This window comes from Faecalibacterium sp. I2-3-92, from assembly GCF_023347315.1.
Taxonomy (GTDB): Bacteria; Bacillota; Clostridia; order Oscillospirales; family Ruminococcaceae; genus Faecalibacterium; species Faecalibacterium duncaniae.
Genome location: NZ_CP094470.1, coordinates 2,591,203 through 2,618,165, shown reverse-complemented (window position 1 = coordinate 2,618,165; position 26,963 = coordinate 2,591,203). Strand labels below are relative to the sequence as shown.

The window sequence follows — 26,963 nt, the reverse complement described above, 5'->3', positions numbered from 1 at the left end:
GAGTGAACACGATGTCCCCGATCATTCTGTTGATCGTGGTCGTGGTTGCTGCTGTTGCTGCCGGCGCGGGTTATTTTATTGGTTACAATAACCGTAAAAAGACTGCCGAGGCACAGATCGGCAGCGCAGAAGCCGAGGCTACCCGCCTGGTGAACGAAGCAATCAAGACCGCTGACCAAAAACGAAAAGAAGCTGTTCTGGAAGCCAAGGACGAGGCTTTCCGCCTGAAAGCCGAGGTCGATGCCCAGAAGGCAGAGGCCGACAAGGAAATCAAGCAGCGCCGTGCTGAGATCAGCCGCCAGGAGAACCGCATTGACCAGAAGGAAAATGCGCTGGACCGCAAGACCGAAGCCCTGGAAAAGAAGGAAGAAGAGCTCAAGAAAAAGCACGAGGAGGCCGACAGCCGCTTGGCTGAGGTGGATGCCATCCGTGCCAAGGAGATGGAGCGCCTGGAGACCCTGGCGGGCCTGAGCCAGGAGGATGCCCGCGAAGTGCTGCTGCACAAGGTGGACGAGGAGCTCACCCACGAGAAGGCTGTCCGTGTGGCTGCCTACGAGACCGACCTGAAGGAAAACTGCGATAACATCGCCCGCAATATGATCGGTCAGGCCATCAGCCGCTGCGCCGCTGACCACTGCAGCGAGACCACCGTCAGCGTGGTGCCCCTGCCCAGCGACGAGATGAAGGGCCGTATCATCGGCCGTGAGGGCCGCAACATCCGCGCGCTGGAAACTGCCACCGGCGTGGATCTTATCATCGACGATACCCCGGAGGCCATCACCCTGTCCTCCTTTGACCAGACCCGCCGCGAGGTTGCCCGCATGACGCTGGAGCGCCTGATCGGTGATGGCCGCATCCACCCCGCCCGCATCGAGGAGACGGTGGAGAAGTGCCGCCACGATCTTGAGCTGCAGATGAAGCGGGAGGGCGAGCGCGCCGTGATGGAGCTTGGCATCCACGGCCTGCACCCCGACCTTATCAAGCTCATCGGCCGCCTGAAGTACCGCACCAGCTTTGGCCAGAACGCTCTGACCCACAGCATGGAGGTGGCCTGGCTGGCCGGTCTGCTGGCAGGCGAGATGGGCGTGAACGTCACGCTGGCCCGCCGTGCCGGTCTGCTGCATGATATCGGCAAGGCCCTTGACCACGAGATCGAGGGCAGCCATGTCCAGATCGGTGTGGATATCTGCCGCAAGTACAAGGAAAACACCCAGATCATCCATGCCATTGAGGCCCACCACGGCGATGTGGAGCCCAAGACCCCGCTGGCCTTTATCATTCAGGCCTGCGATGCCATCAGTGCCGCACGTCCCGGTGCCCGCCGCGAGAACGTGGAGAGCTATGTCAAGCGTCTGGAAAATCTGGAGGAGATCTCTTCCAGCTTTGAGGGTGTGGAGCAGGCCTTTGCCGTTCAGGCCGGCCGCGAAGTCCGCATCATGGTCAAGCCCGATGTCATCAGCGATGATCAGGTCATCCTGCTGGCCCGCCAGATCGCCAAGAAGATCGAGGATACCCTCGATTATCCCGGCCAGATCAAGGTCAACGTCATCCGCGAGAGCCGCGCCATCGAGTACGCGAAGTAAGATCAGAACCAAGAGGAGCCCGTTGTATTCGTACAGCGGGCTCCTTTTTTGTCTGTGAGTCTCTCGGGCGCGTCGTGTCAGATCTCCGGGCAGCCACTACGTCAAGTGCACAGACGCAGAGTTTGCCCAGTGGTGCAGGTAAGACCATATCCTCCCAGCAAATGCAAAGCGCCCCCGCTCACCGGTGTTTCCGGCAGGCGGGGGCGCTGCTTTTTGTAGGAAGTTCAGAAGGTCAGCCGCATCTGGTACCACACCACGCCGCCGTGGGTGGAGCCGGAAACGCCTTCGCTGACAAAGCCGAAGCCGGCGTAATAGTGCACGAGCCTGTCCTTGCAGGTGAGCACCAGCCCCCTGCGGCCCTGAGCCTTTGCATCGGCGATGGCCCGGCGGAGCAGCTGCCCGGCCAGGCCCTGCTTCCGGTATTCGGGCAGGGTATTCACCCCAAAGATCATCTGCCACGCCCCATGGGCATCGTGCAGGGAAGCGTCGGCGTACATCTCGTCTGTCAGGTCGGGGGTATCGGTCACAAAGCCGTCCACAAAGGAGACGAGCTTTTCGTCCTCGAACAGCAGCCAGAAGTGGTCGGCATAATGGGTCAGCCGCCCGGCAAATTCTTCTTTTGTGGCCGCCTCCGCAGCCGGGAAGCAGGCCGCCTCCACGGCAGCAATGGCATCCAGATCTTCAAAGGTGGCAGTACGGATCTTTTGCATAGTCATTCTCCAGAGTTTGATTTGTTGAGCTGAGTATACCACATCATCCCGCAAAGCGCCAGCAAAACAAAAAGAACCACTTAGTCTTTGCAAATAACCTTTGAACCTTCACCATCAATTACAATTCCCTGACGGTTGTTAATTGGGCATAGATTCAAATCCGAAAACGCAGTCATTATTTTCTCGGTAACTTTCTTAAATGGTGCTGTAAGATAATGCGGAAGAACATAGAAATCAATCAAATCAAGCCCTGTATCATCTTCTTGTGAGTAGTCCTCCGGCTTTTCATCCATTTGCTCGATATATTGGATGCTTGGAGCGCATATAATCGCACCTGCCGATTCACCAATCATCAGTTTTCCCTTTGCCAATTCTTTCTTCAACAGCTCATCCGTTCCCGTTTTACGGAGCTGGTCTATAAGGAAAAAAGAATTTCCGCCGGTAAAATATATCACATCCGCATCTTCAAAAACAGACTGTATTGTTGAATAAGCCTCCGTTGAAATATCAATTTCAGTTACGATTGCTCCCAACTTTTTGAATAATTTTCGAGCCGAGCCGACATAACCGGTGTAGCCTTCACGCAGCGAAGCTGTTGGAATAAATGCGACTTTTTTATTTTCAATTTCTTCCTTTATCAGACTTCCTACACTTGAAAAGTGCGAACATAAAAACAGTTTCATCAATATTCTCCTTTATATATAAATTCGCGTTTGTGGAGCGAAGCAGAACAATGAAAGCCCCAGTGGGGCTTTTAAGCGACAGAACGGTCTTGCGTAGCAAGATGGAGGGGCTTTGCCCCGACAAGTTCCGAGTTGTTGAACTAAGCCGAGTATACCACACCATCCCACAAAGCGCCAGCAAAACAAAAAGAACCACCGACCGAAGTCGATGGTTCTTGTCCTCGGGTGGAGGATGGTCCATCCGGAATTTCACTTCTCAAGCTCCTGCGAGTTTCCGAAGTGCTCTTGTTGGAGTACGCCTGCTCCAAACCCTGCCAGGAACGAGTACGGCAAACTGGAAATTGTTACACTTAAAAAAGCGGAATTTCACCATCATAGTTTTCTGCTTTTTCCAATAGAGGTCCTTTAGCTCCCATCGTAAACGCGATGTCGCTACTGCGGATAGAGAGCAGCTCCATTCCGGGTCTCACCTTCAAAAAATCCATCATTTTCTTCGTAAGAAGAATTTGCCCCTCCTGTGAAATCTCTACCCAGCAGTAGGAACGCCCCTTGTATTTGATAAATTCGCCAGAACCTGCTGAGTAGTCAAGCAACGGTGGAGTATCGTCCAAAATGTGACCAAGTTTTGACGGATGCAAAAGGCCTTTCCGGGTGACGCAGAAGCCACCGGTAATCTTACTTCCGGTAAAAAGATATACTTTTCCTTCATCTGCAATGTGATATTCTTCCATTGCCTGCGGTGGAATCCGTAATGTTCCATCCGTCCGAATGAGTGATTTCCCGAAAATAAATTTTCCTCCCTTATTCATTTGTGGCATAAAAACACCTCCTTAAATTACGAGTTGTTGAACTAAGCCGAGTATACCACACCATCCCGCAAAGCGCCAGCAAAACAAAAAGAACCACCGACCGAAGTCGATGGTTCTTTTCCACGAGTGGAGCATTGTCCACGGCACTCGAACCCAACACTTCCTCACGGGTGACCGTTTTGGCATCATCCGTGAAGTTGAAATTGAGTACGACCCGGTCATCAAAGACGTAGACCGAGTTGACAAAGGTATCAATGATCTGCCGCTGGTGTTCCGTGCTGCCCACGTCACCCTTGCGGAATTTCTCAAGCCAGAACCGAATCCACTCACGGGTCAGAACGGGCTTTTTCAGTTCTTCTTCCAGAATGCTGGTGTTCAGGGCTTCTTTCCGGGCTTCCAATTCGTCTAGCCGCTGCTTGGTGGTCGAGGTCAGGATGCCCTGTTCAATGGCTTCCAGAAGGTTTGCCAGCCGCTTCTCCGTGTCCCTGAGCTGGTCTTTCAGGACAGGCAGCCGGGTGTTCTCTTTCTGCTGGGCTTCCATGACCAAATCTATCAGCTGTTCGATGATTTCATCGTTAAAAATCACCTTAATGGCGGTGTCCACCACGAACCGCTCCAGAGGCTCCTTGCGGATGGCTTTCAGGTCACAGTGCGCCTTGCCGTGGCGTTTGGCGTTGCCGCACTTGTAGTAATAGTAGGTGTTTCCCATGTGGCTGGTGCCACTTTCGCCACCCATCAGGGTGCCGCACTTGCCACAGAACAGCTTGGTGGTCAGCAGATAGCTCACATCCTCTTTTGCAGGCCGACCATGGGCGATCCTGTTCTGCTCGAAACGCTGCTGCACCCGGTCGAACAAGTCCTTGTCAACAATGGCCGGAATGCCGCCCGGCGTCACAATGTCCTTGTAGCGGTATTCGCCGATGTAGCGGCGGTTGCGGAATATCTGGAAGAAGCTGTTCTTTACGAACGGCTTCCCGGTGCGGGTACGCAGGCCGCGCTCGTTCAGGGATGCGGCAATCTTCTCAGCCGGTTCGCCGTCGGCGTACCGGCTGAAGATCTCCTGCACAATAGGAGCCGTTTCCGGGTCGATATGGTATAGCCTGTCCTCCTTGCCAATGGTGAAGCCCAGCGGCACCACGCCGCCGTTGTACTTGCACTGGAGGGCATTTTCGCGCTCACCGCGCGCCACTTTCAGGGCGAGTTCGGCGGAATAGTATTCCGCCATGCCAATCAGCATACTCTCCACCATAATGCCTTCAGGCCCCTGCGAGATGGGTTCCATGGCAGACACCAGATGGACACCGTTCTTTTCCAGCTGGTACTTGTAGTTCACGGCATCGAATCGGTTCCGGGCAAAGCGGTCGAGCTTCCAGACCAGAACCACATCGAAGATTTTCTTTCCGCTGTCCTTGATCATCCGCTGAAAGTCTGGGCGGTCATCCGTTTTGGCAGAGTAGGCACGGTCAATGTAGGTGCCGACCACGGTGATGCCGTTCTTCTCGGCGTAGGCCTTGCAGTCGCGCAACTGTCCCTCAATGGACGCTTCTCGCTGGCTGTCGGATGAATAGCGGGCGTAGATTACGGCGGTCATGGTTGCACCTCCTTGGCGTGTATTCGACTTGCCTTTATAGTATCGGGTCAAGCGCAGCTTGTCAACAATCTGCGAGCAGAGTGAAATGCGAAAATTGCGAAACGCAGCGAAAAAGGTGAGAGCAAGAATCGTCCCGTGGCCACAAATTTTCAATTCTTGAAAATTCTTGCCCCTTTGGGACAGCTTCTTGTTGGGGCGTGCCTGCCCCAAACCCTGCTGGAACGAGTACGGCAAACTGGAATTTGACTAATCCTACATGTGCATCATATTACACTCATGTAATTATCCTCTACATAAACAGCTTTTCCATCAGCAAGCTTAATCTCATCTTTGCCGTTCGGTAATACTGTTGTTTCAGAACCATTCCAATGGGGGATAATAGGATTGTCAATAATATGTAATCCATCTGTTAAATTTCCCGCCGCATACATACTTCCTGCACTGATTCCGACATATATAAGTCCGTTTTTAATTGCATTATTAAGTATTCTATCAAAACCAGTTCTAGACATTTCACGACAAAGCACAGATACATCACCACCACTGACAAAAACAGCATCAAATTGGTTTAATTCTTCAAAAGTTAATAGCCTTGTAAGCATAAACGGGGTTGTAACATACGAAGAATAGGTTCTTTGATAGTCTTTTGAAAGAATTAATTCCAGATTGTACACTAATATATTTTCGTACTGAATTCCCATTAGAAAGAGTTCATGAAAACATATTGCAAGCGACTCTCTTGCACCATCTGTTTCAATGCCAGCTGTTGGAATATAAAGCACTTTCACATCCTTCGGACACTTTCCAATAATATCAAAGAATTTCTCTTTCATCTTATCGGTCAACCCTGCAGATGTAAGAAATAGATGTTTTCCATTCATATTCTTTTACCTCGTCAAACTCCGATTTACTGGGCTAAGCCGAGTATACCACACTCCACCATGAAAGAACACCCCGATATAGTGAAATTTTGCCATTTTTCTGCGTACGTGCGTACACGCTCCGCAGGGATTCTAAGGGGCTTGACCCCTTGGCACACAGACTTTGGCACAAAGTCTAGTGTGTTACACCTTGTCAGAGGTGTACAGGCTCCCGGTACGCACGTACGCAGCGACTACTCCCAAACGCGCCATATAGGGGGACGACCAAGTTCGCACAAAGCGAACTTGATTCCGCAAAGCAAAAGGCAGGATACCACTATCATAGTGATACCCTGCCTTTGCTCGTTTACCGTTCCGAGTAGTCCTTCCGCAAAACCTCCGATAAACAAAAAACGTACCCGAACCCTTTTTCGTAAAGAATCGGGTTCGAGTACGAACTGTATGGTGGACGGTACAGGACTCGAACCTGTGACCTCCTGCACGTCAAGCAGATGCTCTACCAGCTGAGCTAACCGTCCATATTCTGTTTGTGCCGCAATCAGCTTGATTATGATATCATACCGCCGGGCAAAAAGCAAGCCCTTTTTTGAAAATTCTGCAAACTTTTTGATGCCTGGTTTACTGTGGATGGAAAATCAGCCGCCCAGCGCACATTTTGTAAACCGACTCAAGGCGTTTCCGTTGCCCTGAACGCCGGTTTGTGGTATAATACATTGATTATAATAGGAAAGGTATCGCAGAATGAGAGTTTTGGGCATCGACCCGGGTTACGCCATCGTGGGCTGGGGCGTTTTGGACTATGCGGGCAACCGGTTTGCACCGGTGGATTTCGGGGCGGTGTGCACCGATGCCGGGGTGCCGTTTGAGCAGCGGCTGAACGAGGTCTACACCGGCATCCGGGAGGTCATTGAGCGGACACAGCCCGAGGTGCTTGCCATCGAAAAGCTGTTCTACCAGCACAACCAGACCACGGTGATCGGCGTGGCCGAGGCCCGCGGGGTCATCCTGCTGGCGGCGGCGCAGGCGGGCATCCCCATCTACGAGTACACCCCCATGCAGGTGAAACAGGCCGTTACCGGCTACGGCAAGGCCGTGAAAAAGCAGGTGCAGGAGATGACCCGCATCCTGCTGCATCTGCCTGCTGTGCCCAAGCCCGATGATACCGCCGATGCACTGGCCATGGCCATCACCTTCTGCCATACCAACGGCAACCAGCTGAACCGCTTTGCAAGAAGGGGCGTTGGGCCGATTTAGTTGTTGTTATTCGTGTATAAGGGAAGGCTTCCCTTTGTACAACCTCTCAGTCTCACTTTGTTCGACAGCTCCCCTAGTAGGGGAGCCTCTGGCGAAGAGGAAGAGCTGCCCGTTATGCCAAGGCCTCCCCTATTAGGGGAGGTGGCATTGCGGAGCAATGACGGAGAGGTTGGGCAGGGGAGGAGCTGACCGAAAAGGGAAAACACTTTATGATCTACTCTTTAACTGGAAAAATCATCAAAAAGACCCTGAACGCTGTGGTGGTGAGCTGCGGCGGGGTGGGCTACTATGTACAGTGCCCGACCAGCGTTGCGGGTGCACTGCCCGGGGTGGGCCGGGAAGCCACCCTTTACACCGTGATGAGCGTGACCGAAAATGACATCAGCCTGTACGGCTTTGCCACCGAGGAGCAGCAAAGCTGCTTTGAGCTGCTGACCGCCGTTTCCGGTGTGGGCCCCAAGGTGGGTCTGGCCATTCTCAGCGTCATGGAGCCTGACCGGGTGGCGCTGGCGATCTCGGCGGGCGACCACAAGGCCTTCAAGGCGGCATCCGGCGTGGGCCCCAAGCTGGCCCAGCGCATCGTGCTGGAGCTGAAGGATAAGGTGGCAAAGGGCTTTGTGGATGGCATCAACCTTGAGGATGTGGGCGCGGCCACTGCCGCCCCCGCCGCACAGGGAGCCGGGCAGGCCATTGCGGCGCTGGTCTCGCTGGGGTACAGCCAGAGCGAAGCCGCCCTGGCCGTTTCCAAGATCGACGCAAGCCTTCCCGTGGAAGAAATCATCAAGCTGGCCCTGCGGGGCATGGCAGGCAGGAGGTAATCCATGCAGGACGAAACCGCGCTCTATGGCGCAAAAATGATGCAGCCCAGCTTAACGGCGGCGGACAACGAGGAAAACAGCCTTCGCCCGCAGCATCTGGAGGACTACATCGGACAGGACAAGGTCAAGCAGAACCTGAAAATCTATCTGGAAGCCGCCAAGCGGCGCGGCGAGCCCATGGATCACATCCTGCTCTATGGCCCCCCGGGCCTGGGCAAGACCACGCTGGCGGGCATCATCGCCAACGAGATGGGGGTGCAGATCCGCATCACCAGCGGCCCTGCCATTGAGAAGCCCGGCGACCTTGCCGCCCTGCTGACCAATCTGCAGGAGGGCGACGTGCTCTTCATTGATGAGATCCACCGCCTGTCCCGGCAGGTGGAGGAGGTGCTCTACCCGGCGCTGGAGGATTACGCGCTGGATATTATGATCGGCAAGGGCCCCAGCGCCCAGAGCATCCGGATCAACCTGCCCCGCTTCACGCTGGTGGGCGCTACCACCCGTGCGGGCCAGATCACCGGCCCCCTGCGGGACCGCTTCGGTGTGCTGCTCAAGCTGGAGCTGTACAGCCCCGATGAGCTGAGCCGGATCATCCAGCGCTCGGCGGGCATCCTCGACCAGCCCATCACCCCGGAGGGCGCTTACGAGCTGGCCAAATGCAGCCGGGGCACCCCCCGCGTGGCAAACCGCTTCTTGAAGCGTGTCCGCGACTTTGCCACCGTGCTGGGGGATGGCATCATCGACCGGGATGTTTCCCTGATGAGCCTGAAGCGGATGGACGTGGACGCGCTGGGTCTGGACGAGCTGGACCGCAGCCTGCTCCGCGCCATCATTGAGATGTACAACGGCGGCCCTGTGGGCCTGGAAACGCTGGCGGCGGCGCTGGGCGAGGAGGCCGTGACGCTGGAGGACCTGTGTGAGCCCTACCTGATGCAGATGGGCTTTCTGACCCGCACCCCCCGTGGCCGCTGTGCCACCCGCCTTGCCTATGAGCACCTGGGCCTGAAAGCCCCCGAGACCGGAAGCCCGGAGGACAACGGCCAGCAGAGCCTGTTCTGAGCCGTTTGAAGAGAGAAAGGAGGACGCTTATGCGCCCTGCAGATAGTTGGAAAGATTACGAGCTGCTGGATGCCACCGGCGGCAACCGCCTGGAGCGCTGGGGAGAGACCATCCTCATCCGGCCCGACCCGCAGGTGGTGTGGAAAACCGAGAAGCAGAGCCCGCTCTGGGCCAAGGCCGATGCCATCTACCACCGCTCCAATCAGGGGGGCGGAGAGTGGGAGTACCGCCGCCGTCTGCCTGAGAAGTGGAAGATCTCCTGCGGTGAGGGCGAGGACAAGCTGACCCTCATCGTCAGCCCCACCGGTTTCAAGCACACCGGCGTGTTCCCGGAGCAGGCTGTCAACTGGGCCTGGTACGCCAGAAAGATCCGTGCGGCAGGCCGCCCTGTCAAGGTGCTGAACCTGTTTGGCTACACTGGCGGCGCAACGCTGGCGTGTGCCGCTGCGGGAGCTACTGTCTGCCATGTGGATGCTTCCAAGGGCATCGTAGCGTGGGGCAAGGACAACGCCGTGGCCAGTGGTCTGGCGGACCGGCCCATCCGCTGGCTGGTGGACGACTGCGCCAAGTTCGTGGCCCGGGAAAAGCGCCGGGGCAACACCTACGATGGCATCATCATGGACCCGCCCAGCTACGGCCGCGGCCCCGGCGGCGAGATCTGGAAGCTGGAGGACTGCATCTACGAGCTCATCAGCCAGTGCGAGGAAGTGCTGAGCGATACGCCCCTCTTCTTTGCGGTCAACAGCTACACCACCGGCCTGTCCCCCGCGGTCATGGAGTATATGCTCAAGACCACGCTGGTGCCCCGCTTTGGCGGCAAGACCAGCTGTGATGAGATCGGCCTGCCCGTTTCCGCCACCGGCGGCGTTGTGCCCTGCGGCGCAACGGCCATTTGGGAAGAATGAACTCCCTCAGTCACGGCTGTCGCCGTGCCAGCTCTCTCGGGGAGGGAGCCTTTGGCATGGCGGGAACGTTGACCGTTTGCCGGAAAACTTCTCGGTTGCGCCAGAGGCCCCATCTCAGAGGGGGCTGTCTGCGAAGCAGACTGGGGGAGTGTCCTGACGGCAGCCATTCTGAAAAAATGAAGAAGAACCAAGAATGGGGTACAGCCCTTTTGAGAGGGGCGCACCACCGGAAAGAGAAAACCTATGGAAGAAACGATTTTAACTGCGAAAGATCTGAAGTTCCGCTATGACCCGGAACAGCCGGACTACGCCCTGAACGGCGTGTCGGCTGAGGTGAAGCGGGGCGAATTTGTGGCAGTGCTGGGGGCCAACGGCTGTGGAAAATCCACGCTGGCCAAGCACTTCAACGCCATCCTTCTGCCGGAGAGCGGCACTGTGCTGGTGGAGGGGATGGACACCAAAGACGAGGACAAGATCTACGATATCCGCCAGACCGTGGGCATGGTGTTCCAGAGCCCGGACAACCAGATCGTTGCCACCGTGGTGGAGGAAGATGTCGCCTTTGCGCTGGAAAATCTGGGCGTGCCGCCGGAGGAGATGCGCCGCCGCGTGGATGAAGCGATGAAGATGGCGGGCATCTATGAATACCGGGAGCGTGCGCCCCACAACCTGTCCGGCGGCCAGAAGCAGCGCGTTGCCATTGCGGGCGTGGTCGCCATGCGGCCCGACTGCCTGATCCTGGACGAGGCCACCGCCATGCTTGATCCCCGGGGCCGGGAGCAGGTGATGCAGACCATCCACCATCTGAACAAGAACATGGGCATCACGGTGGTGTCCATCACCCACTATATGGAAGAAGCTGCTCAGGCCGACCGCGTGCTGGTGATGAGCAAGGGCAATGTGGTCATGGAGGGCACCCCGAAAGAGGTATTCAGCCAGACCGAAAAGGTGCGCGCCCTGCGGCTGGATGTGCCGCAGGCTGCCGAACTGCGGGATGAGCTGGTCAAGGCCGGCATTCCCATGCCCGAGGGCATCATCGACACCGGCGCGTGCGCACAGGCTCTGTATGAGCTTTTGAAGTAAGGGAGGGGACGGAAGATGGGAAGCATTATCAAAGTAGATCACCTGAGTTATGTCTATAACCCGGGAATGCCCAATGCCGTCACCGCGCTGGATGACGTGAGCTTTGAGGTGGAAGAGGGAGACTTTGTGGGCATCATCGGTGCCACCGGCTCCGGCAAGAGCACCCTCATCACCCACATGAACGGCCTGAACAAGCCCACCAGTGGCCACATCATCATCGATGGCCGCGACCTGTGGGCCGAGCCGGAAAAGATCCGGGAATTCCGTTTCCTCACCGGTCTGGTGTTCCAGTACCCGGAGTACCAGCTGTTTGAGGAGACCTGCTATAAGGATATCGCTTTTGGCCCCAGAAACATGGGGCTGGACGAGGCCGAGATCGACAGGCGGGTGCATGAAGCAGCGGACTTTGTCGGCCTGGATGAGGCGCTGCTACAGCGCAGCCCCTTTGAGCTGTCCGGCGGCCAGAAGCGCCGGGTGGCCGTGGCGGGTGTGATGGCCATGAAGCCCCGCATTCTGGTGCTGGATGAGCCTGCCGCCGGTCTGGACCCGGAGGGCCGGGACGAGATCCTGTCTGAGGTCAAGGAGTACCACAAAAAGACCGGCACCACCGTGCTGCTGGTCTCCCACAGCATGGAGGATATTGCCAAGTACGCCGACCGTGTGCTGGTGATGAGCAACAAGAAGATCGCCATGTATGACACCGTTGAGAACGTGTTTGCCCGTGCGCCCGAGCTGCTGGCGCTGGGCCTGAGCGTGCCGCAGGTCACAAAGATCTTCCTCAAGCTGCGGGAGATGGGTGTGGATGTCCCGGCGGATGTTTACACCGTGCCCTATGCCGTCAAGATGATTTTGGAAGCCAAGAAGCGCCGGGACGCAGGCGAAAGCCTTGTGCTGCCCCGTGTGGATGCAAAGAAGGGGGGCGCTGCCACATGCTGAGAGATATCACCATCGGCCAGCACTTCCCGGGCGACAGCCTTGTGCATAAGTTCGACCCCCGCATGAAGCTGGTGCTGACCATCGTCTACATCATCCTGCTGTTTGCCGCGTCCAACCCGCTGGGCCTGACGCTGTCCCTTGTATTTCTTGTGGCCATGTACGGCGTGGCAAAGATCCCCTTCAAGCTCATCACCAAGAGCCTGAAGCCCATTTTGCCCATCATCCTCTTTACCGCGGTGCTCAACCTCTTCTTTGTTTCGGGCGAGGGCGAGCCGCTGGTGCACTTCTGGGTGCTGAACATCTACGCCGAGGGCCTGCGCTATGCCATCCTGATGGCGGTGCGCGTGATGGCACTGATCGCGGGCACCAGCCTGCTGACCTATACCACCAGCCCCATCGTGCTGACGGATGCCATCGAGCAGCTGCTCAAGCCTTTGGGCAGGCTGCACTTCCCGGTGCATGAGCTGGCTATGATGATGAGCATTGCCCTGCGGTTTATCCCGACCCTGATCGAGGAGACCGACAAGATCATGAACGCCCAGAAAGCCCGCGGTGCCATGCTGGACAACGGCTCCATGATGGAGCGCGTCAAGGCGCTGGTGCCGGTGCTCATCCCGCTGTTCATCTCGGCCTTCCGCCGCGCCGATGAGCTGGCCATGGCCATGGAGTGCCGCTGCTACCGCGGCGGTGATGGCCGCACCCGCCTGAAGGTGCTGCGCTGCACCCGGCAGGATTATATCGACCTGGCGGTGTGCATCGTCTGCTTTATGGTGATCCTGAGCTCGAGACTGGTGTTCCCGAATTTTTAAAAACTCCCCCAGTCGCCTGCGGCGACAGCCCCCTCGAGGAGGGGGCCTTATAGCCTCCCTCTTTGAGGGAGGTGGCACGGCAAAGCCGTGACGGAAGGAGTTCCATGCAGAACTATCTACTGACCCTTGCCTACGACGGAACCAACTACTGCGGCTTTCAGGTGCAGCCCAACGGGCGGAGCGTGGCCCAGACCTTTCAGGATGGGCTGGAAGCGGTGCTCCACAGCCGCCCCGATATCAAGGGGTGCAGCCGCACCGATGCCGGGGTCCACGCGCTGGGCTTTGCGCTGAACTTCCACGCGGAGACCCGCATCCCCCCCGAAAAGCTGCCGTTGGCCATCAACCAGCACCTGCCCCCGGATATCCGGGTGCTGTGCGCCCGGGTGGTGCCGGAGGAGTTCCACGCCCGCTATGCCGCCCATACCAAGACCTACCTGTACCGCATCCACAACCACCCCATCGATTCGCCTTTTGATGAAAAATATTACACCCGGGTGCCTCGGCGGCTGGATGTGGATGCCATGCAGAGGGCGGCGGAACAGTTTGTGGGAAAGCACGATTTTCTGGCCCTGTGCGCGGCGGGTTCCTCTGCTGCTGCCCACGGAGATACCGTGCGCACCATCACTGACTGCCATGTGACCCGGAAGGGCGACGAGGTGGACATTGAGGTGACGGCGGACGGCTACCTCTATAACATGGTGCGCATTCTGGCAGGCACCCTGTGTGAGGTGGGCGCGGGCCGGATGCAGCCCGATGCCATCCCCGGCATCCTTGCCAGCCGGGACCGCAGCCAGGCCGGGCCGACGCTGCCCGCGAAGGGGCTATTTTTGGAGAAGGTGGACTACGACCTATGAGAAAAAATCGCAACCGTCCGGAGAGTGACGAGCCGCTTTCGGAAGGGCGGGTCGAATATCTGGAAGCTGCCCGCCAGCGTGTGCGGAACCGGCGCATCCGCCGCACGGCGGTGCTGCTGGTGCTGCTGACGGCGGTGGTGCTGTTTGCCACCGGCATCGCGGGCAGCTCGGTGGCGGCCCTGAAGGACCTGACCGATACGGCCCGCATTGCCCTGCTGCCCGGCTCCGGCTGGCCCCAGCAGACCGGTGTGGCCGAGCTGGAGCAGATGGCCCCCCTGACCGGCAGCTTTGTGGAGCTGGGGGACGAGGGCTGTGTGGTCTGGTCGCGCACCGGCAAAAAGCTGAACAGCATCCAGAGCGGCTATGCCCGCCCGGCGCTGGCCGCGGGCAAGACCCGCTTTGTCCTCTACAACCGCTCCGGAAACGAGCTGCGGGTGGAGAGCCGCACCCAGAACCTCTACACCAAGCAGCTGGAAAACAGCATTTTCCTCTGCGCCATGTCGGACAACGGCACGCTGGCTGTGGTCACTGAGGACCAGACCAGCATGGCAAAGCTGCTGGTATACAGCCCCTCCATGGAACAGCAGCTCAGCTGGAGCATGACCTCCAACGACGGCACCCCCCTGCGGATGGCCTTTTCCCCCGACAGCCGGAAGCTGGCGGCGGCAGCCGTCACCGTCAGCGGGGGACAGGTAATGACCAACCTCTACCTCATCAATCTGGCATCGGGCGATCCTGTCAGTCTGGTGAATCAGGGCGGTGTGCCCCAGTGGCTGGGGTGGACCTCTGCTTCCACGATCCTGGCTGTCTACGATACCAGGGCCGTGCTCTACAATGCGGGCGGCGGCGAGCGTGTGGTCTATGATTTTGCGGGCACGGAGCTGAAGGATGTTTCGGTGGACGCGGCAGGCAATGTGGCCCTGCTGCTGGCATCGGGGCAGGTCTCTCAGGCTGTGACGCTGGACAAAAACCTGAATGTCCAGTTCAGCGCTGCTGTCTCGGCGGCAAATTCCATTGTCCGGGCGGGGAACCTGTTCTATCTGCTGGCCGATAACGCCGTGGAGTGCTTTGATGCATCTGGCACCCAGCAGTGGAGCCAGAACCTTGACACCAGCCCGCAGGCATTGCTGGCCAACAGCAAGGATCTGCTGCTGTTCAGCGGCAACACGGTGCAGAAGTTGGAAGCACCCGCTGAATAGCCCTCTCCGTCAATGCTTGCGCATTGCCACCTCTCCCAAAGGGAGAGGCAATTGCGGCTTTGAGGAAAAAGAGTGCAATTTATTTTGTGGCTTCCCCTGTCAGAAGCGTTGGCTCCCCCTTTGGGGGAGCTGGCACGACGGCAGTCGTGACTGAGAGGGTGAGCCAGTTCGGAATAAGGTTAAACGTATGTTCAAGAATCCGTCATTTATTTTTGATATCCTATGTACGGTGGTCTGGCTGGTGCTGGCCGTCCGGTATGCCCGCAAAGGCTTTCTGGCCTCGGTGGTGCAGCTGACGGGCAGCCTCATCAGCCTGTTCGGTGCCAGAGCCTTTTCAGGCTGGGCAGCCGGGCAGGTGTTCGAGCGCTTCCTCGCCGGAAGCTTCCGGGACCAGATCGCTGCCAATATCGCCGCCGGGGGAGCCGTCAGTCTGGATGGCATTGCCCAGCGGTACGCGGGCTTTCTGCCCGAGGCGTTCCGGGCATCCATCGTGGATGCCTGCGAGCGCTCCATCTCTGCCGTCCTCAATGACAACGCCGTTGTGCTGGCGGATACCATCGTCCAGAAGGTGCTGGCTCCGCTGCTGACCCCGGTGATCTCGCTGGTGCTGTTCTTTGTGGCGTTTGCCCTGCTGCGGATGCTGGTCAGCCTGCTGGTCACGGTGCTGGGGCTGGTGAACAAGCTGCCCGTGATCGGTGCAGTGAATCACTGGCTGGGCTGGGGCGTGGGCGGCATTGCCAGCCTTGTGGACATCTATCTGGTGCTCTGCGTGGTCTGGGCGCTCATTGTGATCACCGGCGGCAACCTCACCATGCTCAACGACACGGTGATGAGCGGCAGCCTTTACTATAAAGTATTCAATGTGTTCAACCCGTTTGTCTGAGCGGGGAGGGAAAAGGAGGAACAATGGTCTGCATTCGATGCCAGAAGCGGCCTGCCATTATTTTTGTCCAGCGGATGGAAAATGGCCAGATGAAAAACGAGGGGTACTGCCTGCACTGTGCCCGGGAGATGCACATCAAACCGGTCGATGATCTGATGAAGCAGTTTGGCATGTCTGATGAGGACATGGATGCCATGGAAGACCGGATGGAAAACATGATGCAGGAGATGGGGGACATGAGCAACATGAACCCCTTCTCCATGATGATGGGCATGGGCCAGCCGGACCAGAGCGAGGAGGACGGCGACCTTGTGCCCGGCTCCAGCGCCACCTTCCCGCTGGGGGTGAACGGCGGTGCCCAGAACGGCAAAAACGAAAAGAAGGCGGGCAAAAACGACAAAAAGCCGCCCCGCCGCAAGTTTTTGGATACCTACTGCGAGAACCTGACCCGCAAAGCCCGGGAGGGGAAGCTGGATGATATCATCGGCCGCGACCGGGAGATCTACCGCACCATCCAGATCCTGAGCCGCCGCCAGAAGAACAACCCCTGCCTCATTGGTGAGGCGGGCGTTGGCAAGACCGCCATTGCCGAGGGTATTGCGGAGCGCATTGCCAAGGGGCAGGTGCCGGCAGGGCTGCAGGATAAGGAGATCTTCCTGCTCGACCTGACCAGCCTTGTGGCAGGCACCCAGTTCCGCGGCCAGTTCGAGCAGCGAGTCAAGGGCCTGCTGAGCGAGGTCAAGGCGGCGGGCAACGTCATCCTGTTCATTGACGAGATCCACACCATTACCTCTGCCGGTGAGAGCGAGGGTGCCATGAATGCGGGCAACATTCTGAAGCCTGCCCTCTCCCGCGGCGAGATCCAGGTCATCGGTGCCACCACCTTCAACGAGTACCGCAAGTATATCGAGAAGGACCAGGCGCTGGAGCGCCGGTTCCAGCCCGTGCGGGTGGAGGAACCCAGCGTTGCTGATACGCTGGCCGTGATGGGCGGTATCAAGCACTACTACGAGGAGCACCACCATGTGCAGGTGCTCGCCGATGTGCTGAACGCCACCGTGACCCTGAGCGAGCGGTATATCACCGACCGCTATCTGCCCGACAAGGCCATCGACCTGCTGGACGAGGCCTGTGCCTGCTGCAATCTGGCCCACCCGGTCATTTCCGAGTACCTGACCATGCAGAAGGAACTGGAGGCCCTCAAGCAGGAAGAGGCCGACATGGAAAACGCCGATGTGAACGAGCCCATCGATTACGAGCGTGTGGCAGAGCGCAAGACCCGGATGGCACAGCTGGAGCGGGAATTGCCCGCCAAGGAGGCTGCAGCCGGGGAGATCCAGGTGACCATGGACGATGTGGCCAAGGTCATTGAGCTGTGGACGGGCATCCCAGCGGTGAAGATCCGGGAGACCGAGTATGCAAAGCTCGCAAGCCTTGAGACCGAGCTGAAAAAGAAGATCATCGGTCAGGACGATGCCGTGCATCTGGTGGCGCAGGCGGTCAAGCGCAGCCGCGCCGACCTTTCGGGCCGCCGCCGTCCGGCCAGCTTCATCTTTGTGGGCCCCACCGGCGTGGGCAAGACGGAGCTGGTGAAGCAGCTGGCAAACCAGCTCTTTGACGGGCCCGACCCCCTGATCCGGCTGGATATGAGCGAGTATATGGAGAAGTACGCGGTGTCCCGCATGATCGGTTCCCCTCCGGGCTACGTGGGCTACGAGGAGGCGGGTCAGCTGACCGAAAAGGTCCGCCGCCGCCCGTACAGCGTGGTGCTGTTCGATGAGATCGAAAAGGCCCACCCCGATGTGATGAATATCCTGCTGCAGATCCTGGACGAGGGCAAGATCAACGATGCCCAGGGCCGCACCGTGGATTTCTCCAACACCGTCATCTGCATGACCTCCAATGCGGGCAGCAGCGACCAGACCACCGCAAGTCTGGGCTTCAACCGCAGCGAGGAGGAGCGGAACGAGGAGAAGAGCCGCAAGGCACTGAGCCAGTTCCTCCACCCCGAGTTTTTGGGCCGCGTGGATGAGGTCATCACCTTCAAGCCGCTGAGCGAGGAGACCCTGCAGGGCATTGCCGCCCTGATGCTGGACGAGTACAAGCCCAGCATGGAGGCCAAGGGCATTGCCTACAGCTATACCCCGGCGGCACTGGCAGCGCTGGTGCACAAGAGCCAGGGCGGCAAGTTTGGTGCCCGCGACCTGCGCCGCACCATCCGCAAGGCTGTGGAGGACCCCGCCGCTGAAAAGATCATCGACGGCACCCTTGTTTCGGGCTCCACCCTGACCGTGGATGCTGAGAACGATGAGATCGTGCTGAAATAAAGAGCAAACAAAAAGCCGCTGCACAGCGTAACAACTGTGCAGCGGCTTTTGTAGTGTAAGAACGCTCCGTCACCTGCGGTGAGGCTGATGGGGGAAATCAGTCCACACTGACCGGTTCCTCCGGCTTGTTGGTGGTACGGGCGCTCGTGCGGCCCTCGGGAATGATCTCGCCTGCGGCGGTCAGGCTGAGCTTGGCCAGGGTCGGGCCCACCAGCTCGTACACCAGCACCGAGAAGAGCACCACGTTGCGCACCATGTGGCCGTCGGAAAGCTCGGCAGCCTCGGCGGCCATGCCCAGCGCCACACCGGCCTGCGGCAGCAGGGTGATGCCCAGATACTTCTGGATCTTCTCGCTGCAGCGGGTGGCCTTGCAGCTGACATAGGAGCCGGAGATCTTGCCAAGAGAGCGGGAAGCGATATAGACGGCACCAATGAGCAGGACCATTGGGTTTGCGAGGATGTTCAGATCCAGCTCCGCGCCGGACAGCACGAAGAACAGGATGTTCACCGGGCTTACCCAGCGGTCCAGGCGGTCCATCAGCTCATCGGAAGTGGGGCAGATGTTGCAGAACACGGTGCCGGTCATCATGCAGACCAGCAGCAGCGAGAAGCTGCAGTGGATGGGGCCGACCTCAAAGCTGACCATGGAAAGGCCTACCGTCAGCAGCACAAAGGCCACCGAAAGGCTCATGCGCTTGGAGCGGGAGTGGAAGTAGATCTCCAGCTGGTTGAGCAGCAGACCGGCCAGCGCGCCCAGCCCCAGGCTGAGTACGATCTCCACCAGAGGCTCCAGAAGGATGCTGATGGGGTCGATGCGGCCCTGTTCCAGCGCGTTTGCGATGCCGAAAGAGGCCGAGAAGAGCACCAGACCCACGGCATCGTCAATGGCGACCACCATCAGCAGCAGGCGGGTCAGGGAACCGCTTGCCTTGTACTGCTTGACCACCATCAGGGTGGCGGCAGGGGCTGTGGCAGAGGCGATGGCACCCAGCGTGATGGCCGATGCCATTGAGATGACATCCGGCCGGGCAAAGTGCAGGGCCACCAGAGCGATATCCACCAGCACGGTGGTGATAACGGCCTGCAGGATGCCCACAGTGACCGCCTGTCTGCCCATGCTCTCCAACGCGCTGAGCCGGAACTCGTTGCCGATGACAAAGGCGATGAAGCCAAGTGCCACCTGTGTGATGATGCCGTAGCTCTCGACCTGTGCAAGGCTCCCGAAGCCGAAGCCCCAGCCGCTCAGGCCCAGCCGACCCAGAAAGAAGGGGCCCAGCAGAAGCCCCGCCACCAGATAAGAGGTGACAGCCGGCAGACGGACCGCTTTCGCTGCACGGGATGCCAACAGACCTGCAATGAGCGAAAGAGACATGCAGATGAGCAATTGCTCCATAAAATAAGATCCTCCTCAGGAATTAAGATACGTTAAAAAGTATATCTTATCTGAGGAGGAAAAGCAACATTTGTTAATTGAATTTAAAAATCCTCTGTGCAAGGCGGTAACCGCCCAGCACGAGCTTGTCGCCCTTGGGGATCTTCAGGTTGGTCACGCCGCCAAAGCCGTAGCGGATGGAGCGGTAGACCCCGGCACTGGTGTGCGCCTTGAGGTAGGCCCACAGTTCGTTCTCCTTCTGCTTGGCGGCGGCACTGCCGTCCAGCAGAAGGAAGATGTCGCTGATGGCCATCATCATGGAGAGGTAGTGCAGCATATAGCTACGCAGCTTCTTCTGGCCCTTGAGGGCATCCAGGTCCTGGCAGTCGATCATGTGGCGGGTCACCCGCAGCTGCTGGTCCACCCGCTTGACCATTACACTCTCGTTCACGCTCTGGTCGGCCCGGCCGATGAAGTAGCGGTACAGGTCCAGATCCATATAATACATGCTCTTGACAAAGGGCAGGGGCTGGTAGACAAAGATGTTGTCCACATAGAAGGTGTGCTTGGGCAGCACCATGCCGCAGTCCCGCAGCACCTGTGTGCGGTACATCACCGAATGCATCAGCAGGTTCTGGTCGGGCCGGAAGTGGCCGACATGCGTCCAGCTGAACAGCCGGTTCTGGGGGAACACGTTGGTGTAGCGCACGGTGTGGCTGGTGTTGTCCTCCACGTGCTCGTAGACATAGTTGCAGATCATCAGGTCAGGCGCGGTGCCCCGGGCAGTCAGCGTGTTCAGCTTGGCCAGCACGGTCCTGAGGGCTGCTTCGTCCAGCCAGTCGTCGCTGTCCACTACCTTGTAATACAGGCCGGTGGCGTTGCGGATGCCCTGATTCACGCCCTCGCCGTGGCCGCCGTTCTCCTGATGGATGGCCTTGACGATGGTGGGATATTTGGCAGCGTACTCGTCGCAGATGGCGGGGGTGTCATCCTTGGTGGAACCATCGTCCACCAGGATGATCTCGGCCTGCTCCCCGGCGGAGAGCAGGGTCTCGATGCAGTGGCGCATATATGCCGCCGAGTTGTAGCACGGGACGGCGAAAGTGATCAATTTCTGAGCCATACAAAATACTCCTTTGCTCTTTTCCGGCAGATGCGCAAGGCAGGGGCCGGGATGGAGATATGTACCCATATTATAGCATTTTTGTGCAGGAAATGCTATCGAACGTGGGAAATGTCAGAGATGTTTTACAATTATCCGGGGAGTTGTGGTATACTGATTGGGTTACAGACCGCTCAGGCCGCAAGCGCGTCCGCTTCCCCGTACAGGAGAGACGGCATGGCAGGGCAATGACGGAGAGGTTTTGTATGGATAGGAGGAACCATGGAAAGTCCGCATAGTATTCTGAAAAAAGTCTTTGGCTACGACAGCTTCCGCCCGGGTCAGGAGGAGATCGTCTCCCGCCTGCTGGCCGGGCAGGATGTGCTGGCCGTGATGCCCACAGGTGCGGGCAAGTCCATCTGCTATCAGGTGCCGGCCCTGCTGCTGCCGGGCATCACCATCGTGGTCTCGCCGCTGGTGAGCCTGATGAAGGATCAGGTGGGGGCGCTGGTACAGGCCGGTGTGGCGGCAGCTTTCCTGAACAACAGCCTGACAGACAACCAGAAGGCCCTGATGCTCCGCCGCGCCCGGGAGGGGTGGTATAAGATCATCTATGTGGCTCCGGAGCGGCTGGAGATGCCGGGTTTCCAGCGGTTTGCGCAGGAGCGGGAGATCAGCATGGTCACGGTGGACGAGGCCCACTGCATCAGTCAGTGGGGGCAGGACTTCCGCCCCAGCTACCTGCGCATCAAGGCGTTTGTGGACAGCCTGCCCAAGCGCCCGGTGGTGGGAGCCTTTACGGCCACCGCCACGGCCCATGTGCGGGAGGACATCCGCACCCATCTGGAACTCCACACCCCCTACGAGGTGACCACCAGCTTCGACCGGCCCAACCTCTATTTTGCCACCCGCAGGGCTCTGCCCAGCGAGAAGCCCAAAGTTCTGCTCGACCTTGTGCTCAGGGAGCGGGACAATGCGGGCATCATCTATTGCAGCACCACCCGGCAGGTGGACGAGACCACCCGCCTGCTGCAGAGCCGGGGAATCCGTGCGGCAGCCTACCACGCCAAACTGGATGCGGATACCCGGCGGCAGAATCAGGACGATTTCCTCTATGACCGGGTGCAGATCATGGTGGCGACCAATGCCTTCGGTATGGGCATCGATAAGCCAAACGTCCGGTTCGTCATCCATTATAATATGCCCAAGGATCTGGAGAGCTATTATCAGGAGGCGGGCCGCGCGGGCCGTGACGGGGAGCCAGCCCGCTGCACCCTGCTCTATTCCGGCACCGATGTGCGCACCATCCGGTTCTTCATCGACAAGGAGATGGAGGCTGACAACGGCCTGCCTGCGGATGTCAAGGCCGAAGCGGCACGCAAGGCAGAGGAACGGCTCAAGTACATGACCTTCTACTCCACCACGCCGCGCTGCCTGCGGGGGTATCTGCTGAGCTACTTCGGCGAGGCCGCGCCCCAGAAGTGCGAGAACTGTTCCAACTGTCTGCTGGCAGCACAGGCCGCCGAACAGGTGGAGGAGCAGGCGGCACAAGCCCGCCAGCGTGCCGCGGCCAGTGCGAAGCGGCTGGCTTCGGCCTCCCGCCGCCGTGCCGACGAAGATGCCCTCAGCGAAGCGGACGAGAAGCTGCTGGCGGCCCTCTATGCCCTGCGCAAGCGGCTGGCCGCAAAGCAGAAGCTCCCCGCCTATATGGTGTTCAACGATTCTACCCTCCGCCAGATGGCGCTGAAAAAGCCCCTGAGCGTGGAGGAACTGCTCAATATCCCCGGTGTGGGTGAGAAAAAGGCCGCCCGCTATGGGCAGGAGTTCCTCAGTGTGATCGAAGAAACCGTTGGCACACGGTGAATTGAAGATAAAAGAACAAATAAAGCGTCCCGTTTTCCACGGCCAGTGCAGGCAGGGTGGAAAACGGGACGCTTTTTGTAAAAATAAAAGGGAACTGAATCGCTCCAGTTCCCTCAAGTATATGTCCCTGAGAACATATACCCCAATTAGTAAGAATATTATATCGCAGCTGTTGAAAAAATGCAACTGTTAAATATAATTTTTCAAAATTTCCATCCGTTTCGTCAGGTCGGGATGAATGACAATTGAAGCGACGGCAGGGTTGACTTCAGAGCGATAGGTTTCTGTGATATGCTCAAATTCTTCAATGAACTTAAGGATTTCGGAATTTGGCATCTGCAATAGCTTCAGATAATAGGACATCAGAATGACATAATCTCCGATGGTCTTGAAATTGACATACGGAAGCTGAATCGCAGAACGGAGACAGGCTTTCATTGCCTTTGTGGGGTCAAAATTGCGAAATCGGGTATCAAATACCACGGCATTGTGAGCAATAGCATTCCGGAGATCTTTCAAAGCATAGATGTAGCGAAATAAGAGCTCACAGGATGTATCGTTGGAAAGATCAAGGCCAATGCGAGTGGAAATATCTTTTCGGACAGGAAAAGTCAAACAAGAAAGCAAGTATCCAAAATCTCCCATGGTCATGATCTCGAAGAAAGCCCAAAGAGGAACACCGGAGTAAGTTGGATTATTGTAAAAATGTGTGATTTTTGGATTTCCTTTTGCATAGGCGTTTGCAAGGCTGGACTGGATGGAACGCTGAAGGTTCAATTTGTTTTGCTGGGCTCGCTTTTTCTGTTCAACGGTGAAATTGGCAGGGGAGTTGTTGTAACTGCAAACGACACGATCCAGAACATCCGAAATACTCTCGGATTGTGCGTTTTCAAGGATGCCCTGCAATGCGATGTTCTTGACAGCAGTTTCAATGAACATCATTTTTCCGTAAAACAGAGCTTTCAGGGCAGAATCATATTGGATGGTGGCATAGAGCTCTTGATAAGAGGAAAAAGGCAGGCGCGCACCGGCAGATTTGAAGAAACGATAGCCTTTATAGCCATGATAATATCCGGTTGTGACAAGCTGCTGTTTCTGTGTTGCGCCGGAGATGGCGATGCCGTTGTCACGCAGGTGCTGCATTAAGTCGTTTGTTGTTTTATAGCTCATGGGCATCCTCGATTTACATGCTATGGGTAGCAAACACCTGTTCGTCCTCCCACCAGACGGGGGCCTTTGCGGCAAGGCTCTTGGGCACATCCAGAAGCCGCTGGTTGGAGCTGCCCCGGAAGCGCAGGGAGATATCGTGCTGGGCTTCCACAAAGCGGCCGTCCACCAGAACATCCAGCAGACTCAGCAGCTCATCGGTGACCTCACAGCGGGCCGGGCAGGGAACACTGCCGGTCAGCTGTTCCCAGGTGTAACCAGAATAGCACCAGACGCTCTTATTCGGGTATAACGCCCTGAAGTTGCGGACAAAGGGCAGCAGCTCCCGCTGGTTCTCCGGCTCAAAAGGCTCACCGCCCAGCAGGGAGATGCCTGCAATATAGTCGGGCTGGCAGGATGCAAAGATCTCGTTGCGCACAGCCTTGTCGAAGGGCTGACCGTACCCGAAATCCCATGCCACCTCGTTGAAGCAGCCCGGGCAGCGGTGCCTGCAGCCCGAAACAAAGATGCTGGTGCGCACCCCCGGCCCATTGGCAATGTCGTAATACTTAATTGTTGCGTAATTCATAGATAAAACTCCATATAAAAAGCTCCCCCTCTCGGGGGAGCTGTCAATGCGAAGCGTTGACTGAGAGGGTTACAGATGCAGCACCCGATCCTTGATCTCCTGTGTCCGGCCCTGGTTCCAGAACTGGGTGCCGATATAACCGCAGGTGCGGCGGGCAACGTTCAGCTTGTTCTGGTCACGGTTGCCGCACTTGGGGCACTCCCACACCAACTTGCCGTCATCCTCAACGATCTTGATCTCTCCGTCGTAGCCGCAGCACTGGCAGTAATCGGACTTGGTGTTCAGCTCGGCGTACATGATGTTATCATAGATGAACTGCAGCACGCTTATTACGGCCTCCAGATTGTCCTGCATGTTGGGCACTTCCACATAGCTGATGGCACCGCCTGGGGACAGCTTCTGGAACTCGCTCTCAAACTTGAGCTTGGTGAAGGCATCAATGGGCTCCGAAACATGGACGTGGTAGCTGTTGGTGATATAGTTCTTATCGGTGATGCCGGGCACGATGCCGAACCGCTTCTGCAGGCACTTGGCAAACTTGTAGGTGGTGGATTCCAGCGGGGTGCCGTAGAGAGAGTAATCCATGTTCTCGGCTTTTTTCCACTCGGTGCACTTGTCGTTCATGTGCTGCATCACGCTCAGGGCAAAAGGCTTGGCACCGGCATCGGTGTGGCTCTTGCCGGTCATATACTTCACACACTCATACAGACCGGCGTAGCCCAGGCTGATGGTGGAGTAGCCGCCAAAGAGCAGCTTGTCGATCTTCTCGCCCTTCTTCAGGCGGGCCAGTGCGCCGTACTGCCACAGAATGGGGGCGGCATCGCTGGGGGTGCCCATCAGGCGCTGATGGCGGGCCTGAAGTGCCTTGTGGCAGAGAGCCAGACGCTCGTCAAAGATCTTCCAGAACTTCTCGAAGTTGCCGCCGGAGGAAAGGGCTACATCCACCAGATTGATGGTGACAACACCCTGATTGAAGCGGCCGTAGTATTTGGGCTTGCCGGTCTCGGGGTCCACATAGGGGGTCAGGAAGCTGCGGCAGCCCATGCAGGTGTAGCAGTGACCTTCGCCGTTTTTGTCCACCTTGAGCTCGAGCATCTTCTTCTCAGAGATGTAGTCGGGCACCATCCGCTTGGCAGTGCACTTGGCAGCCAATTCGGTCAGGTAATAATAAGGAGTGCCGGGGCGGATGTTGTCCTCTTCCAGCACATAGATCAGCTTGGGGAAGGCGGGGGTGATCCAGACACCGGCCTCGTTCTTCACGCCCTGATAGCGCTGACGGATGGTCTCCTCGATGATGATGGCAAGGTCGGCCTTTTCCTGTGCGTTGCGGGCTTCTCCCAGATACATGAACACGGTGATGAAGGGGGCCTGACCGTTGGTGGTCATCAGGGTCACGACCTGATACTGGATGGTCTGGACACCGCGGTTGATCTCGTTGCGCAGGCGGCGCTCCACGATCTCCTTCTTACGCTCCGGGGTAACGTCCAGCCCTTCCATCTCCGCCTCGACCTCAGCGGCGATCTTCTTGCGGGAGACATCCACAAAGGGAGCCAGATGGGTCAGACTGATGCTCTGGCCGCCGTACTGGTTGGATGCCACTTGCGCAATGATCTGAGTGGCAATGTTGCAGGCGGTAGAAAAGCTGTGGGGCTTTTCAATATAGGTGCCGGAGATCACGGTGCCATTCTGCAGCATATCCTCCAGGTTGACCAGATCGCAGTTGTGCATGTGCTGCGCAAAGTAGTCGGAATCGTGGAAGTGGATCAGGCCCTCGTTGTGTGCCTTGACGATCTCCGGGTCCAGCAGAAGGCGGGCGGTCAGGTCTTTGGAGATCTCACCAGCCATATAGTCACGCTGGACGCTGTTCACGGTGGGGTTCTTGTTGGCGTTCTCCTGCTTGACTTCCTCGTTCTGGCATTCGATCAGGCTGAGGATGCGCTCGTCGGTGGTGTTGGTCTGGCGCTTCAGGCTCTGCACATAACGGTAGGTGATATAATGGCGGGCTACATCGTGGGCCTGAATGTCCATCAGCTTGTTCTCCACCATGTCCTGGATCTCTTCCACGCTCACGGCACGGTTCAGTGCCTGGCACTGCTCCGTGACATCGTTGGCGATGGACAGGATCTGCTCCTGGGTCAGGCTGCTCTTGCGGCTGACCGAATCGCTGGCCTTGGTGACCGCAGTGATGATCTTGGTGATATCAAATGGAACTTCCGAACCGTTGCGCTTGATGATCTTCATAGTGTTCCTCCGTCGTTCTATCTGTGTGCAGTTCAAACGGGTGCCTCTTGCGAAAGAGGCACCCGCAAAGCTGTCTTGAGATGCGTTCAATTGATGTGATTCTATGATATCACTATTTAGTGATATGTCAATGGAGAAACCACTACATTTTGTGTTTTGGCGGTTTCGCCAAAATTGAGCCGAGAATCTTGGAGCAAAATTTGAGGCCAAAGCTCTTGACAAACTGTGCAAGGAAAGTGTTTGCATTCCGGGACGTAATATCCACG

General features: G+C 57.6%; 23 protein-coding genes and 1 tRNA gene. 13 read left to right on the top strand and 11 right to left on the bottom strand.

Annotated features, from left to right (window positions below; genetic code table 11):
• Positions 1–11 precede the first annotated feature (11 nt).
• Positions 12–1,583 (top strand): ribonuclease Y, encoded by a 1,572-nt coding sequence (rny, locus tag MTP42_RS12695; protein WP_005934875.1) that lies wholly within the window; start codon positions 12–14, stop codon positions 1,581–1,583.
• 224 nt (positions 1,584–1,807) lie between these two features.
• Here rny and MTP42_RS12690 read toward each other — a convergent pair whose 3' ends face one another.
• The 6 genes from MTP42_RS12690 to MTP42_RS12665 form a co-directional block, all read right to left on the bottom strand.
• The gene (locus MTP42_RS12690; protein WP_117533665.1) at positions 1,808–2,299 is read right to left on the bottom strand and encodes a GNAT family N-acetyltransferase; all 492 of its coding nucleotides are present in this window, start codon (positions 2,297–2,299) and stop codon (positions 1,808–1,810) included.
• Positions 2,300–2,373: 74 nt separating this feature from the next.
• Positions 2,374–2,976: a Type 1 glutamine amidotransferase-like domain-containing protein gene (locus tag MTP42_RS12685; protein WP_249257480.1), complete on the bottom strand. Its 603-nt coding sequence runs from the start codon at positions 2,974–2,976 to the stop codon at positions 2,374–2,376.
• Between the two features lie 350 nt (positions 2,977–3,326).
• Positions 3,327–3,794: a hypothetical protein gene (locus MTP42_RS12680; RefSeq protein WP_005340973.1), complete on the bottom strand. Its 468-nt coding sequence runs from the start codon at positions 3,792–3,794 to the stop codon at positions 3,327–3,329.
• Entirely contained in the window at positions 3,778–5,376 is a 1,599-nt protein-coding gene (locus tag MTP42_RS12675; protein ID WP_249257479.1) for a recombinase family protein, read from the bottom strand. Before MTP42_RS12675 ends, MTP42_RS12680 begins: the two co-directional genes overlap by 17 nt.
• Positions 5,377–5,639: 263 nt before the next feature.
• Complete coding sequence (locus MTP42_RS12670; protein WP_005930833.1) at positions 5,640–6,257, bottom strand: Type 1 glutamine amidotransferase-like domain-containing protein; 618 nt, start codon at positions 6,255–6,257, stop codon at positions 5,640–5,642.
• A 442-nt stretch (positions 6,258–6,699) separates the two neighbouring features.
• A tRNA-Val gene (locus tag MTP42_RS12665) sits at positions 6,700–6,775 on the bottom strand.
• A gap of 223 nt (positions 6,776–6,998) precedes the next feature.
• Between MTP42_RS12665 and ruvC the strand changes: the two genes are divergently transcribed.
• The 11 genes from ruvC to MTP42_RS12610 all read left to right on the top strand — a co-directional run bounded on the left by ruvC (position 6,999) and on the right by MTP42_RS12610 (position 18,384).
• Positions 6,999–7,511 carry a crossover junction endodeoxyribonuclease RuvC gene (gene ruvC, locus MTP42_RS12660; RefSeq protein WP_249257478.1) on the top strand — a complete coding sequence of 171 codons (513 nt, stop codon included), beginning with the start codon at positions 6,999–7,001 and terminating at the stop codon, positions 7,509–7,511.
• A 209-nt stretch (positions 7,512–7,720) separates the two neighbouring features.
• Positions 7,721–8,329 (top strand): Holliday junction branch migration protein RuvA, encoded by a 609-nt coding sequence (gene ruvA, locus MTP42_RS12655; RefSeq protein ID WP_097771274.1) that lies wholly within the window; start codon positions 7,721–7,723, stop codon positions 8,327–8,329.
• Positions 8,330–8,332: 3 nt separating this feature from the next.
• Entirely contained in the window at positions 8,333–9,388 is a 1,056-nt protein-coding gene (gene ruvB, locus MTP42_RS12650) for a Holliday junction branch migration DNA helicase RuvB (protein ID WP_097771273.1), read from the top strand.
• A 29-nt stretch (positions 9,389–9,417) separates the two neighbouring features.
• A complete protein-coding gene (locus MTP42_RS12645) occupies positions 9,418–10,293 on the top strand; it encodes a class I SAM-dependent methyltransferase (RefSeq protein ID WP_005934865.1) in 876 nt (291 codons plus the stop codon).
• Positions 10,294–10,536: 243 nt separating this feature from the next.
• The gene (locus MTP42_RS12640; RefSeq protein WP_005934864.1) at positions 10,537–11,376 is read left to right on the top strand and encodes an energy-coupling factor transporter ATPase; all 840 of its coding nucleotides are present in this window, start codon (positions 10,537–10,539) and stop codon (positions 11,374–11,376) included.
• A 15-nt stretch (positions 11,377–11,391) separates the two neighbouring features.
• Positions 11,392–12,312, top strand: a complete 921-nt coding sequence (locus tag MTP42_RS12635) for an energy-coupling factor transporter ATPase (RefSeq protein ID WP_005934863.1) — start codon at positions 11,392–11,394, stop codon at positions 12,310–12,312.
• Positions 12,306–13,121, top strand: coding sequence for an energy-coupling factor transporter transmembrane component T family protein (locus tag MTP42_RS12630; RefSeq protein WP_005934862.1), 816 nt, complete (start codon positions 12,306–12,308; stop codon positions 13,119–13,121). Before MTP42_RS12635 ends, MTP42_RS12630 begins: the two co-directional genes overlap by 7 nt.
• Positions 13,122–13,225: 104 nt before the next feature.
• Positions 13,226–13,975, top strand: a complete 750-nt coding sequence (truA, locus tag MTP42_RS12625; protein ID WP_005934861.1) for a tRNA pseudouridine(38-40) synthase TruA — start codon at positions 13,226–13,228, stop codon at positions 13,973–13,975.
• Entirely contained in the window at positions 13,972–15,174 is a 1,203-nt protein-coding gene (locus MTP42_RS12620; RefSeq protein ID WP_249257477.1) for a DUF5711 family protein, read from the top strand. Before truA ends, MTP42_RS12620 begins: the two co-directional genes overlap by 4 nt.
• A 187-nt stretch (positions 15,175–15,361) precedes the next feature.
• Positions 15,362–16,057, top strand: coding sequence for a hypothetical protein (locus MTP42_RS12615; RefSeq protein WP_097771269.1), 696 nt, complete (start codon positions 15,362–15,364; stop codon positions 16,055–16,057).
• Positions 16,058–16,080: 23 nt separating this feature from the next.
• Positions 16,081–18,384: an ATP-dependent Clp protease ATP-binding subunit gene (locus MTP42_RS12610; RefSeq protein ID WP_249257476.1), complete on the top strand. Its 2,304-nt coding sequence runs from the start codon at positions 16,081–16,083 to the stop codon at positions 18,382–18,384.
• A 97-nt stretch (positions 18,385–18,481) separates the two neighbouring features.
• On the opposite strand, the gene MTP42_RS12605 is transcribed toward MTP42_RS12610, so the two are convergent.
• Positions 18,482–19,777, bottom strand: coding sequence for a cation:proton antiporter (locus tag MTP42_RS12605; RefSeq protein WP_249257475.1), 1,296 nt, complete (start codon positions 19,775–19,777; stop codon positions 18,482–18,484).
• A gap of 73 nt (positions 19,778–19,850) precedes the next feature.
• The gene (locus tag MTP42_RS12600; protein ID WP_215697035.1) at positions 19,851–20,879 is read right to left on the bottom strand and encodes a glycosyltransferase family 2 protein; all 1,029 of its coding nucleotides are present in this window, start codon (positions 20,877–20,879) and stop codon (positions 19,851–19,853) included.
• A 261-nt stretch (positions 20,880–21,140) separates the two neighbouring features.
• Here MTP42_RS12600 and MTP42_RS12595 point away from each other — a divergent pair, with 261 nt between their 5' ends.
• On the top strand, positions 21,141–22,721 hold the full coding sequence (locus MTP42_RS12595) for a RecQ family ATP-dependent DNA helicase (RefSeq protein ID WP_249257474.1): 1,581 nt from the start codon (positions 21,141–21,143) through the stop codon (positions 22,719–22,721).
• A 189-nt stretch (positions 22,722–22,910) separates the two neighbouring features.
• Here MTP42_RS12595 and MTP42_RS12590 read toward each other — a convergent pair whose 3' ends face one another.
• The 3 genes from MTP42_RS12590 to nrdD all read right to left on the bottom strand — a co-directional run bounded on the left by MTP42_RS12590 (position 22,911) and on the right by nrdD (position 26,697).
• A complete protein-coding gene (locus tag MTP42_RS12590) occupies positions 22,911–23,891 on the bottom strand; it encodes an Abi family protein (protein ID WP_249257473.1) in 981 nt (326 codons plus the stop codon).
• A gap of 13 nt (positions 23,892–23,904) precedes the next feature.
• Positions 23,905–24,456, bottom strand: coding sequence for an anaerobic ribonucleoside-triphosphate reductase activating protein (nrdG, locus tag MTP42_RS12585; RefSeq protein ID WP_249257472.1), 552 nt, complete (start codon positions 24,454–24,456; stop codon positions 23,905–23,907).
• Between the two features lie 69 nt (positions 24,457–24,525).
• Entirely contained in the window at positions 24,526–26,697 is a 2,172-nt protein-coding gene (gene nrdD / locus MTP42_RS12580; RefSeq protein WP_005934848.1) for an anaerobic ribonucleoside-triphosphate reductase, read from the bottom strand.
• Between the last annotated feature and the right edge of the window lie 266 nt (positions 26,698–26,963).